The sequence below is a fragment of the Butyrivibrio sp. YAB3001 genome (assembly GCF_900112195.1).
Taxonomy (GTDB): Bacteria; Bacillota; Clostridia; order Lachnospirales; family Lachnospiraceae; genus Butyrivibrio.
Genome location: NZ_FOKR01000010.1, coordinates 101,560 through 115,161, shown reverse-complemented (window position 1 = coordinate 115,161; position 13,602 = coordinate 101,560). Strand labels below are relative to the sequence as shown.

General features: G+C 40.5%; 10 protein-coding genes. All 10 read left to right on the top strand.

Translation table 11 applies throughout. The annotated features are described in order from the left end of the window. The first annotated feature begins 228 nt into the window (after positions 1-228). On the top strand, positions 229-3,213 hold the full coding sequence (locus BM086_RS11800; protein ID WP_092326751.1) for an endo-1,4-beta-xylanase: 2,985 nt from the start codon (positions 229-231) through the stop codon (positions 3,211-3,213). Positions 3,214-3,426: 213 nt separating this feature from the next. Further along, the gene (locus BM086_RS11795) at positions 3,427-3,948 is read left to right on the top strand and encodes a hypothetical protein (RefSeq protein ID WP_092326748.1); all 522 of its coding nucleotides are present in this window, start codon (positions 3,427-3,429) and stop codon (positions 3,946-3,948) included. A gap of 229 nt (positions 3,949-4,177) precedes the next feature. Then, positions 4,178-6,961 (top strand): glycoside hydrolase family 2 TIM barrel-domain containing protein, encoded by a 2,784-nt coding sequence (locus BM086_RS11790; protein ID WP_092326745.1) that lies wholly within the window; start codon positions 4,178-4,180, stop codon positions 6,959-6,961. A 164-nt stretch (positions 6,962-7,125) separates the two neighbouring features. Next, positions 7,126-7,683: a hypothetical protein gene (locus tag BM086_RS11785; RefSeq protein ID WP_092326743.1), complete on the top strand. Its 558-nt coding sequence runs from the start codon at positions 7,126-7,128 to the stop codon at positions 7,681-7,683. After that, a complete protein-coding gene (locus BM086_RS11780) occupies positions 7,683-8,360 on the top strand; it encodes a response regulator transcription factor (protein WP_092326740.1) in 678 nt (225 codons plus the stop codon). Before BM086_RS11785 ends, BM086_RS11780 begins: the two co-directional genes overlap by 1 nt. 2 nt (positions 8,361-8,362) lie before the next feature. Beyond that, a complete protein-coding gene (locus BM086_RS11775; protein WP_092326737.1) occupies positions 8,363-9,604 on the top strand; it encodes a sensor histidine kinase in 1,242 nt (413 codons plus the stop codon). Positions 9,605-9,870: 266 nt separating this feature from the next. After that, on the top strand, positions 9,871-11,259 hold the full coding sequence (locus BM086_RS11770; protein ID WP_092326735.1) for a sensor domain-containing diguanylate cyclase: 1,389 nt from the start codon (positions 9,871-9,873) through the stop codon (positions 11,257-11,259). Positions 11,260-11,371: 112 nt separating this feature from the next. Further along, positions 11,372-11,509: a DUF6363 domain-containing protein gene (locus BM086_RS22060; RefSeq protein ID WP_442857337.1), complete on the top strand. Its 138-nt coding sequence runs from the start codon at positions 11,372-11,374 to the stop codon at positions 11,507-11,509. A gap of 23 nt (positions 11,510-11,532) precedes the next feature. Beyond that, a complete protein-coding gene (locus BM086_RS11765) occupies positions 11,533-11,928 on the top strand; it encodes a DUF3237 family protein (protein ID WP_092326732.1) in 396 nt (131 codons plus the stop codon). Positions 11,929-12,242: 314 nt separating this feature from the next. Next, positions 12,243-13,544 (top strand): phosphopyruvate hydratase, encoded by a 1,302-nt coding sequence (gene eno / locus BM086_RS11760; protein ID WP_092326729.1) that lies wholly within the window; start codon positions 12,243-12,245, stop codon positions 13,542-13,544. Positions 13,545-13,602 lie beyond the last annotated feature (58 nt).

Sequence of the window (13,602 nt, the reverse complement as noted above, 5' to 3'; positions counted from 1 at the left end):
ACATAAATAGCAATTATCAAGAAGTGAGAAGGAAACCAAATTGCTATAATTGGTTTACTTAGTTACCATTTGGAAACGCCGAAACGCAGATGGTAACTGTGCTCGAGCAGGAACAGCGTATGATATTGCAGATGGCTGGGGGCTTTCGAAATATCATATGCAAGACAACAGGATTACAGCGGCTTTCTGTAATCTGCAAACATCACTAGGAGGTGACAAGGGAAGAATATGAAAAAAAGTATTGTAAGGGGTTTACTGGCAAAACTAATGCTATTGGTTTTACTTGTGAGCACATTGGGGATGTGCAGCAATGTTGATGCCAAGGCAGCAAATTACAACTTCATGGAAACCTACGGTGCTAAGTATGGCTACTCAGGAAACTGCGTACATACTTATATGCTCAGAAATCAGAGCACCGTAAATGCAATTAAGAAGGACTCAAACATAATAACTCTTGGTAACGAGTTTAAGCCGGATTTCCTTCTTGGTAGCAGATCAGCAACACTTATCTCCGTTTCAGAAGCCAAGGGTCTTGGCTACTATATTCCTTCAAATTACAAAGAGAATACAGTTCCAAAGATTGATTTTTCTACTGTAGATGAAGCAATGAAACTATGCTTTCAGAATGGCCTTAAGATGAGAGGACACACTCTTGTTTGGCACTCACAGACTCCTACATGGCTCTTTAGACAGAACTATTCATCAAACGGCGCCTTCGTAAGCCAGGACGTTATGGATGCTCGTCTTGAATTCTATGTAAAGTCGGTTCTTCAGCATGTTTATTCAAGTCAGTATGGCAGCGTTGTAGTTTTCTGGGATGTTGCAAATGAGATCATGCATGCTCAGAATTCAGGTTGGGAGGCTATTTACGGCAACAGCAAGACTCAGGCCACCTATGTAAAAAAAGCCTTCAACTATGCCTATGACGTACTTGAACAGTACAATCTTACAGATAAGGTAAAGCTTTTTTACAATGACTACAACACATACATGGTTGTAAACGATGAGATTGCGCTTGTTAATTACATCAACCAGGATAAAAAGGTTTGCGCAGGTATCGGAATGCAGTCACATCTTAGCACAAGCTATCCTTCAGTTGATTATTACACAAATGCTCTTAATGCATTTATCAAGGCTGGCTTTGAGGTTCAGATCACAGAGCTTGATATCAAGAATAATGGCGATCAGGATCTTAATAACTATGCTTACCAGCTCTTTAAAAACATCAACACAGCCAAGAAAAATGGTGGAAATATCTCCTGCATTACTTGGTGGGGACCTTCAGATGCTGAGACATGGCTTACAGGTCAAAAGCCACTTCCATGGTCAAACATCGGTGTAAACAAGCAGGCTTATGATTATGTGGTAAATGCTTATACAGACGTATTTGGAAATCCTTCACAGAGTCAGGATCCTACACCGGATCCACAGCCTTCAGTAGAAAATACTGATTCTACAGCACATATCGAAGATGGCTGGTACTACATTAAGGGCGTTCAGTCACAGAAATATCTTACAGTTGAAGGTAATAAGGCAAGCGGCTGGAATAGCGTTATTATCAGCTCCGGAACAGGCGTTGACGGACAGAAGTGGTATGTTACAAACAGAAATGATGGTTACATCACACTCACAAGTGCACTTGGTAACATCATGATGGATGTTGCAAATGGTGAGGACGTTGATGGAGCTAACGTAGGAACATATCAGGGTTATGGCGGAAATGCTCAGCAGTTTATCGTAAAGAAAACAGCAAATTCTGGAATCTATACGATCGGAACAAAGGCTTCAAATGCAACAAAGTTCCTTGATTGCTACGAGAAAAAGACATCTGATGGAACCAATGTAGTACAGTGGACTTACAACGGAAATCCTAACCAGCAGTGGCAGTTTGAAAAGGTCGATGGTAATGCTCAGCAGCAGGATCCAAAGCCAACGCCTACACCGGATCCGGAACCAACACCTACACCAGAACCAGAGCCAGAACCGGCACCAATCGTTGTAGAGGGTTCAGGGCTTGAGCTTGACTACACGATCAACAATTGGGGATCAGGCTACCAGGTTACCTACAAGATTTCCAATAACACAGGAAGCACAGTAGATGGCTGGACACTTAAGGTTAATAAAGATCAGGTAAATCTTGATTCTTGCTGGAACGTAAATGTTACTACAAGCGATAATTACTATGTCATTACTCCTGTTGACTGGAACAAGACAATCGCAAACGGATCAAGCGTTGAGTTTGGTTCAATCGGCGTTGGACAGGCAGGTGACTCTTTTGAATATGTACTTGAGTCAGCATCCGGAAGCACATCAGGAAGCCAGGGAAGTCAGGGAGGTCAGGGTAGTTCAGAGACACCTGAGCCTACACCGGAACCACAGCCTGAACCAACTCCGGAGCCTACACCTGTGAAGGACCTTACATCTGTGGTTAAAGATTCTATTCCTTCTCAGTATAAGCAGGTCAGAGGCGGACAGGACGGAGGAACTATCGTAAACATTTCTTATACAGCACATGATACACAAAATAATGGACGTGCCTACACAAAGAAAGCCAACGTTTATTTGCCGGCAGGCTATTCAACAGACAAGAATTACAATGTTCTTTACCTTCTCCACGGAATTGGCGGAAATGAGAACGAATGGGGGATGTACGATAACTCATCTACAGTAAAGGCAATCATGGATAACCTTTCATACTATGGAGACATCGATTCCTTCATCGTTGTAACTCCTAACGGAAAAGCTTCAGCAAGTGGATCTGTTGATTCCTTCTACAACTTTGGAAAAGAACTCAGAAACGATTTGATTCCTTACATTGATTCACACTACAGCACCTACACAGACAGAGATCACAGAGCTATCGCAGGTCTTTCAATGGGTGGTATGCAGACAATCAATATCGGAATCGGAGAGTGTGTTGACCTGTTCAGCTATTTCGGAGCTTTCTCAGCTGCACCTACAAGTAATACTGCATCTAAGACTGCATCAATCCTTAATGGCAATAGCTATCCAATCCACTTCTTCTACAACATTTGTGGACTCCAGGATGGAACAGCATACTCAAGCGCATCTGCAGCAGCAAAAAATCTGCCTTCAGTATGTAACCAGTTCGTAGACGGCGAAAACTTCATGTGGCAGGAGCTTAATGGTGCTCATGATTTCAATATCTGGTACCTTGGTTTCTACAATTTCGCCCAGATAGCATTTAAATAAAAATAACAAGACCACCAGATAGGCTAAAAGGCTTATCGGTGGTCTTTTCGCTTTCCTATTGTGATTATCAAATAAAATCACCCAACTGTGGACGGCAATTCTGAGTTTCAAATCATTATCTTGTGACATTTTTGTGATAAAGCAGGTGATAATCTTATTCTTGTAAACAAAAAAACATAGAAAAATTTTTATATACAAGAGGGAGAAAAAGAAATGAAGAGATTATCTATCTTAGCTGCATCAATAATGCTTGCAACAGGACTGTGTGCCTGCGCTTCAGAGAGTACATCAACAACTGAATTCAATATTTCTGCAACAACTGATGGTACCACTACTTCTTATAATTACACATCCGAGACAGTAAATGGCGAAACTACTGTAACAGAGTCAACAGAAATAAGTGGGAATGATATAGACATACGTTATGGTGCGGATGAAGGTTTTGCCTATATTGAGACAACCATCAATACAGAGGGTATTGAAGTCAGTGCGTTAAACGTAAAAGATTCAACATCTGTTGAAAATGCATGGATTGAGGGAAATGTGTACAATGCAGAGTTTGAAGCAGATATAGTTGAAGGCGAAGGATATGCTATTCTTGGAATTTATAAAGATGGATCAGAGGATCCAAGCTCATATATCATTCTTCCGGTATATGTTGAAAATGGTGCTATTTATGATGTGGCAGAGGACTTCGCACTGGTAGATTCGTTAGATGAATACTTTAACATGTAATTAGCTATAATATTATGATCGGAATCGCTCAGACCTTATTTTCTATTGAATTCCTATTCAATAAAAAACGCTCCGCTATGGATGCGCACAAGATTCTATATTGTTCAAACGCCTGATTTGCAATATTATTGAAATATGAATTGAGTATAATTTTGTAATTGCGCAAAGGAAATACTCATCAAAACGCATACATATACCTTAAAATGGCTACAGAATAAAGGATAGGATCATGAAATACGATTTAAGTGGAAAGTGGAAAATTTCTCTCTCGGACCAAAGAGTAAAGGAAGATGGATTTCTTCCTGCAAGTCTTGATGAGAATGAAATTGGCGATGAAGATAAAGTAGCAAAGGCATGGCATCCGGATGTTGAAGAACGAAATAAAGAAATAGAAAAAAATTCAGAATGCGATTCGAGAATTGCTACAAGGCTTACAAGAAAATTTACTTATGAAGGTGCAGCTACTTTTACCAGATCTTTTGACAAAGAAGTAAGTGATGATAAGAGATATTTTCTTTTCCTGGAGCGAACAAGAAAAGCATCCTTAATGGTTGACGGAAAAGATGTGAAAGTGTTCAGGTGGGGACTTAGCACGCCTACGATATTTGAGCTTACAGGTCTTTTGAAAAAGGGAAGCGAACTTGCGGTGACAGTGGATAATACTTATCCGGGGCTTCCTTACAGAGATATTACTTTTTCTTCGGCAGCTACCGATGAAACTCAGACAAATTGGAATGGGATAATCGGAGATATTTATATAGAAGAAAAGAATGAAGCGATTTTATCTGATGTGCGTGTTTATCCGGAGCTTAGCGGAGAAGGCACGATTGATGTTCATGTGGAGATTTCTTTTCCTGAATCTGAGGACAAAGCTTGTGCGGGATACTATTTGAAGTTGGAAGGTGAATGCCTGGATAAAGAAATTGTTACAGAGGTAAATGTTGAAGATGGTAATAATACAATAAAGATTGAGCATGTAGAACTAAACGATAAAGCCTCTGAAAACAGATGGGATGAAGAGGATGGAAAGCTTCATACAATAAAGGTGACATTGCTAACTGATTGTAAAAACGTTGATTGCGATGAATGTAAACGTGGCAATCTTAAAGAATATAATAGTCTCGATGAAAAAACAGTCAGATTTGGGCTTAGATATTTTGGCTATGACGAGAGCGGAAGGCTTACATTAAACGGAAGGAGAATCTTTTTAAGGGGAGAGGCAAATTGCGGCTTATTTCCTGAAACGGGGCATCCTCCGATGGATAAAAAAAGCTGGCTTACAATCATGGAAACGTATGCGTCTTATGGCGTTAACTGCGTGAGATTTCATTCCTGGTGCCCGCCGGAAGCGGCATTTTGTGCGGCAGATGAGCTTGGTATGTTAGTGCAGCCGGAACTTCCCAACTGGAATCCAAGAGATGCATTCTCAAGCGATGAAAGCAGGACGTTTTACAGGAATGAGATTAAGGAAATTGTTAAGTGTTATGCAAATCATCCATCCTTTGTGATGCTTACACTGGGAAATGAACTACATACAGATGAAGCAGGGATTGAGGAAATGCACAATCTGATGCGGATTGCAAGGAAAATCGATTCCACAAGACTTTATGCCTGGGGCTCAAACAATTTTTACGGTGCAAAGGGAACAGACAACGAGAGTGATTTTTATACATCATCAAATGTTGGAAGCGATGTTTTAAGACTTGCGGTTGCAGGAAATAACGGAATTATCAATTCGTCAGCACCGTGTACTGACAGAAATTTCGATGCCCAAATGAAGAACTTAAGGGCAGAGTATGACAGACCGTTTTTTAGCTTTGAGGTGGGCCAATACGAGATTTTGCCTGATATGCATGAACTTGAGCTGTTTAAAGGCGTTACAAGACCTGACAATCTTTTAATAGTCAGAGACAGGATAAAGACTTCAGGGCTTTCTTTTTCCGAATATGAAAAGAGAGTTTCCGCAACAGGTGAGCTTTCGCTTTTGGCATATAGAGAGGAAATTGAGGCAGTTCTTAGAACTCCTGAGATGTCTGGAATATCACTCCTTGGGCTTCAGGATTTTACCGGACAGGGAACGGCGCTTGTAGGTATGCTCAATTCACACTTACGTCCCAAATCATATCCCTTTGCTGATTGTCGCAGATTTAAAGCATTTTTTAAGGCACAGACTGTCCTGGTTTTGATGGATAGGTACACATATACCACAGGGGATGTCCTGAAAGCTGAAGTAAAGGTGGCAAATTACGGAAAGACCGATATTTCCGGGGATTTCAGTTTTGAGCTTGCTCTAAAAAATAATGATGGTAAGGAACAATTGTATTTTAACGGTGAAAAGAAAAATGATTATAGCTGCAAAGCAGGTGAGCTGACAAGCCTCGGCTTTTTGGAAATACCCTTATCCCAAATTGATGAATCATCACGATTTGATCTTAAGGTAAGCGTCGAGAATATCGAAGCTGCGTATCCGATATGGGTATATCCGGAAACTAATCCGGTTTGTCCATCGGAAATATATGAAACACGGGTAATGGACGAAAAAGCGTTGGATGTCCTGAAAAGTGGCGGGAAAGTGTATTTTTCTCCAGATTCAACTAAGGAAGCTATTCCAGATTCTATTAAGGCACAGTTTACAACGGATTTTTGGTCTGTGGGAACATTTCCTTTTCAGGAAGGCGCTATGGGGCAGCTTATAGACGACAAGCACCCGATTTTCAGGAACTTCCCAACTGAGTATCACAGTAACTGGCAATGGTTTCACATGGCGTCCCAAAGGGCGTTCATATTGCCGGGTTATATGAAAACAATCGTGGCAGAGATGGATTCTTATGTTTCTTTAAGGTCAATGGCGCAGCTTTTCGAAGCGAAATATGGAAATGGGAAAATACTGTGTTCTTCCATGAACCTGCATAATCTACAGGAATATCCGGAGGCAAGAGCACTGCAGGATAGCATATATAAATATATGGTTTCGCCGGATTTTGCGCCAACACAAGAGATGTATGCGCTATAATGGGAATGATGTGATTAAATCAATAGTGCATGATACATGCAAATTTGATCTGATTTTAATCTGATTTTAATCTTTCAAAAATCTTATATTAATCTTGGCTGTGTATCATTTCAGATATCAAATGAACAAGCAATTCATAAATATCTGAAAGGAAGGTAAATGTTATGGAAAATTTTGAAATGGTTGAAAAGCTTAGAGAGAAGACTGGCGTATCCTATGAGGAAGCTAAAAAAGTTCTGGAGGAAAAGAACTACGATATGCTGGATGCTGTTATTGAACTTGAGCGTCAGGGCAAAGTAGCTGCACCGAAGGATGGCTCTTACACAGCCGGAGCAAGTCAGGATATGGAAAATGTAAAGAAGTTTGAGATTGCTCAGAAGCAGTACGAAAAAGACTGCAATAAGAACAACTTCAAGGAGGGATTCAAGAATCTGGCAGATTTCTTTAGAGTATTATTCAAAAAGAGCCTCGAGATCGACTTCTGCTTAAATAAGGGTGGCCAGAAGATTGCAAGTGTTCCGCTTCTTGTATTGGTGCTTCTGCTTCTGGGATTCTTCTGGATCACAGTTCCACTTCTCATAATTGGTCTTTTCTTTGGAATCAGCTACAATTTTACAGGTATAGACAAAGTGGTTGTAGATGTAAACGATGTTTGTGACAAGGCATCTCAGACTGCAGAGAACATTAAAAACGAATTCAAAAAGGAAGAAGAACAGAAATAATGAGTAAAATATTAATCGTAGAGGATGAAGCACAACTGGCACGTTTTGTCGAACTTGAACTTATTCATGAGGGAAATGCTGTAGATAAGGCAGAGGATGGTAGAACAGGCCTCGATATGGCTCTTTCTAACGATTATGATCTGATTCTTTTAGATGTTATGCTGCCGGGCATCAACGGCTTTGAGGTACTTAGGAGAATCAGGGCCAAAAAAGAAACTCCTGTTATCCTTGTAACTGCGAGAGATGCGGTAATGGATAAGGTATCAGGCCTTGATGCCGGGGCAGATGATTATATCACCAAGCCCTTTGCTATTGAGGAGCTCCTTGCACGTATCAGAGTAGCTCTGAAAAGAAAAGGCGCATCCGCGGCAGCTTCAAGACAGCTCACAATAGACAAAGTCACTATAGATATTGACAGACATGAAGTATGTGCAGATGGAAATCCTGTGGAGCTCACTAACTACGAGTTTGAGCTCCTTAGGATTCTTATGGAGAATTGTAACATAGTCCTTGACAGAGAACGTCTTATAAACGAGATCTGGGGCTATGATTATGATGGTGAAACAAATGTGGTTGATGTCTATGTAAGACATCTTCGCACCAAAATAGATGACAGATACGGAATAAAGCTTATCCAGACAGTCAGAGGTGTCGGATATGTTATTAAAGAAAGGTAGCTATGAATAATGTAAGCAAACGTACATCATCAATAGCAAGAAGAATTAATACAGCTTTCTGGTTTAATAAACTGAAAGCTTTTTTTACTGTAGATCTGCTCATTGTCTTTGCGTCATTTGGGTTATTTGGCTATAACAGCTTTCAAACGCTTCCGGAGCATGAATCTGTCAGAAGTTTTTCAATAACAGGTGATAGCTATACAAATGTTGTTCTCAATTTCTTTACAGACAGTTCAGCGTATAGTTTTCCGATGCGTGAATACGTCTATTTTACCGGAATAATACTTATTGCTGTCGGAGGCTATCAGCTTCTTAATCTTTTGTTTTCTTTTACCCACACTGCAAGGATAAGAAGAAAGTTAAGACCATTGAATGAACTGGCATTGCAGGCCGAAGCTATAAGTGAGGTTCCTCTTGATACAACCAAATTTGAAGAGCTGGAAGAGGCTATTTTAAAGGTTCCTGCTGAGAAAAACGGAGCGAAGATATCGACAGGTGACGAAGATCTTGCCAGCATAGAAGCTGCGCTTAACAGCTTACTGTACAGGATGCAGGATGCAAGAATGCAGCAGGCAAGGTTTGTTGACGATGCCTCTCATGAACTTCGGACTCCCATAGCTGTTATCCAGGGCTATGCAAATATGCTTGACCGTTGGGGAAAAGATGATCCGGCTGTCCTTGAGGAAGCTATCCAGGCTATCAAGAATGAATCAGAGAACATGAAAGAGCTCATTGACCAGCTTCTTTTCCTTGCAAGAGGTGATAATGGTCGTCAGAAGCTATCAATGGAAAAGCTGGATCTTTCTGATGTAATGAGAGAGGTGTGGGAAGAGTCTATGATGATAGATTCGGATCACAAGTATATCTATGAAGAAAATGAAAACTGCTATATTAATGGTGATAAGGCAATGATCAAGCAGTCTATAAGAATATTTGTCCAGAATGCAGCCAAGTACTCTGACAAGGGCAATACTATCAAGCTCTTTGTTAAAAGAACTGACGGTAAGATTTCATACATCGTTCAGGATGAAGGTATTGGCATGGCCGGTGAAGAGCTCAGCCATATTTTTGAACGCTTCTACAGATCCGACAAAGCCAGAAATTCCTCAACAGGGGGCTCTGGCCTTGGCCTTTCCATCGCCAAATGGATCATTGATGCTCATCAGGGAAGTGTAGAAGTTCTCTCCAGACAGGAAATTGGCACAAGGATTACGGTAACCTTTGAGCAGGCAAATAGATACTGATGCAAGCAATCAGTATCTATTTTTTATTTAATAGGAAATACCTATTCAATAAAAAACGCTCCGCTATGGATGCGCACTCGCGCGATAGGAATATATTGCATAAATGCAAACGCGCTCGGCGCGAGAATGTCGCGAGCGACATTCTTTCTTGTGTAATTATCATTTTTTGAGTTGGCAAAATGCTTAGATAATACTATGATTTGAGATAGGAAAAAATAATATTTATATTTTTATGAATAATAGATTTATATGAGGTGGGAAATTTTATGGATTACCAGTCTTGGATAGAGGGTATAGATGGCTTTGCGAGCCTTTATTCTTTTGATCTTTTGGAAGATGGAAGTTATAGCGAGATTAGGCTGATGGCCGTTAATAAGCAAAATGTGGTCATGCTTCAGATGAATCCGGAAGCGCCGGAGTTTTATCCCGGAATACCTTACCGGAACTATTGGATGGATCTGAATTTTGAAGATTATGTCTATAAATGTGCCAGTACTTCCAAGCCATTGTATTCATATGTTAATGCCCGTGGCCTTTGGTTAAAGGGATTTTATATTCCTATATCAAATATATGGGATGATGACAAGATGCCGGAAGCGCCTGCGGGAAGTAAGAGATTATTCTGTCTTTATGTGATCACTTTTTCAGAGCAGATGGAAACTGATTCCATGTCTCTTAAGACTCCGGAAATCGCCAGTGCTGTGTTGAATATAGGAATCAAACTGCATGAAACACAGAATTTTTACCAGGCTATTACTGATGTTGCGACACAGATCAGAGAATTTTGCGGTGCTGAAAGGTGTGCTCTGTATACAGTAGATAATGATACCCAGATTTGTTCATTTATCGATTCTACTGGAAGACGAGAACAGTTTATGGAAGAAATTGCCAGGCAGATGGGGCGAACTCCATTTGAAGTAGCAAAGGCCTGGGAAGATGATCTGGCACTTTCTGACTGTTTACTGGTTGATGATTTTCATATCATAGAAGAGAGGGATCCTGTATGGCATAAATCTTTATGCGATTATGGTATCCACAATATCATTCTCTATGCTATTAGATATGGTCAGACGCTGGTAGGCTTTATCTGGGCTGCAAACTATGATGTGACTAGGTCAGATCAGATAAAGGAAACGCTGGAACTCTCAACGTTTTTGCTTGCTGCAGTTATAAAAAACCATCAGCTTATGTCTAAGCTGGAGATAAAGAGCACTGTGGATACACTGACACAGGTTGGCAACCGTAATGCAATGGATGAGTATATTACCGGACTTGCTCAGGAACATAGAAAAGCACCTGAATCCATGGCAGTTATATTTACAGATTTGAACGGACTTAAAAAGGCTAATGATGAAAAGGGACATGATGCTGGAGATAAATTGCTTATGAGGGCGGCATCTCTTCTAAAAATTGTCTTTGGTGACAATCAGATTTATCGTATTGGCGGCGATGAATTTGTGGTGCTTTGTCCGGATATTACCGAGGAAAAGATGAGAGAGCAGGTATCTCAACTAAAGGGTATGGCAGATAATACATACGATGTAAGCTTTGCTGTGGGCAGCGTTTATTGCCATGGGGAATATGATCTAAACGCCGCTATCCAGGCAGCTGATGAACAGATGTATAAGGATAAAAAAGAATATTACAGAAAATGAATATTTATCGTTGACAGACATAGCAAGATATAAAAGTGATATGCCTCATGACCATGGATGATGATTATAACAAAGAGTGCGATGAGATTGACCTTCTGGAAAAAAAGGCAGGATATTTGTAATTGCGCCTTCTGAGCATGTAACTGTAAAGAGAGTTGAGAGCAACATGAACAAGCTTGGGAATCTATACTGGCTTGGCTACAACGATGCAAAGAAAAATCTTTTTGCACTGAACAAATATCTAAAATAAGATGTGGAAGGAAAAGATAAAAAATGGAAGAAGTACTTGCAATAAGAGTTGCTATTACAGATTGTTTGGAAGTAAAAGGAAAGAACGAAAGTGCCAGGATGATTCTGTTTGGGGGCACCTGTGATTGTCCCGTATTTAAGGGCAATGTTCTTCCGGGAGGTGTTGATACCCAGAAGGACACTGCAGATAAAGAAACTTTGTTATCTGCCAGATATATCTTAGAGGGGCAGGACAGTGCCGGAAACAAATGCAGAATCTTTGTAGAAAACAACGGACAGGTTGGAAAAGATGGGCAAATAAAAGCTGTTCCGCATATCATTACTGATAGTAAAGAACTTTCTTATCTTGAGGAAGCAAATCTATCATCAACTGTCGAAGGAATCGAAGGCGGTGTATTGGTCCATATTTTCTTGGTTTAAGTAAGTTTATGTTGCAAATGATAAGTAACCGGGCATATGCATAAATGCAAGAGGCTACGTACCAGTCACTATGAACCTTTTTTCACTGTGGCTGGTACTATTTTGTTTGATGTGTATTGTGTTCTCGTGATACTTGTGTGAGAAAAATACTCATTTAGAGCGGTTGACACCTTAAAGGCACAGTAATAGAATTATCCATGTTAGCAAATGCTAACATGTTGAGTAAATCATGTGAGTTCCTCTTTTTCATACCGGGGCCTATGACCGGCTGTGAAAAGAGGAATTCTGTGTTTAAGAGGAAAGGAGACCATCAAATGGAATACTTAGAAATTGAAAAAGTTATAGGAAGAGAGATTCTGGATTCAAGAGGAAATCCTACTGTTGAGGCAGAGGTTACTCTTGTAGACGGAACAGTGGCTACCGGCACGGCACCAAGTGGCGCTTCGACAGGTGAGTTCGAGGCTCTGGAGCTTAGAGATGGTGATAAATCCAGATATTTAGGCAAAGGTGTCACAAAAGCTGTAGAGAATATCAATACTGTTATAAATGATGCGATTGTTGGGCTTGATGCATCAGATACCTATGCAGTTGATGCAGCTATGATAAAGGCTGATGGTACTAAGGATAAATCGAAGCTTGGCGCAAATGCGATTCTTGCCGTTTCAATAGCTACTGCCAGAGCAGCATCATTGGCACTTGGTATTCCATTATACAGATTTCTTGGGGGAGTATCAGGGAACAGACTTCCGGTTCCTATGATGAATATTCTAAATGGTGGAGCACATGCTGACAGTGCTGTAGATACACAGGAGTTTATGATTATGCCTGTTGGAGCTCCTTCATTTAAGGAAGCACTTCGTTGGTGTGCAGAGGTATTTCATAACCTCAAGAAGCTTATTAAGGATATGGGAGACGTAACTGCTGTAGGTGATGAGGGTGGATTTGCTCCTAATCAGCTTAAGAGTGATGAGGAAGCAATTGAAAAAATATTGGAAGCAATCAAGGCTGCAGGCTTCGAACCTGGTAAGGACTTTATGATTGCTATGGATGCAGCTGCTTCTGAATGGAAGAGTGAGAAAGGAAAAGGATTCTACAAGCAGCCTAAATCAGGAAAAGAATTTACTTCAGATGAACTTATCGCTCACTGGGAGAGTCTTGTAGATAAGTATCCGATCATTTCAATAGAGGATGGACTTGATGAAGAGGACTGGGAAGGCTGGCAGAGAATGACAGCAAAAATCGGCAACAAAGTACAGCTCGTTGGAGATGATCTTTTTGTTACGAATACGGAACGTCTTAGCAAGGGAATTTCTCTTGGAGCAGGCAACTCAATACTCATAAAGCTTAATCAGATTGGATCTGTATCTGAGACACTTGAAGCAATTAAGATGGCCCATAATGCAGGCTACACAGCAATTTCGTCACACAGATCCGGAGAAACAGCAGATACTACAATTGCAGATCTTGCAGTTGCTCTTAACACATGCCAGATTAAAACCGGAGCACCAAGTCGCTCTGAGCGTGTGGCAAAGTATAATCAGCTTCTTAGAATTGAGGAACAGCTAGGTGATAGCGCTGTTTATCCTGGAATGAATGCTTTCCATGTAAAAAAATGATAGTAACTGCAAGGCAAAAAAGCTGGCGTCTGCCAGCTTTTTTGTTCTATACAGTTCC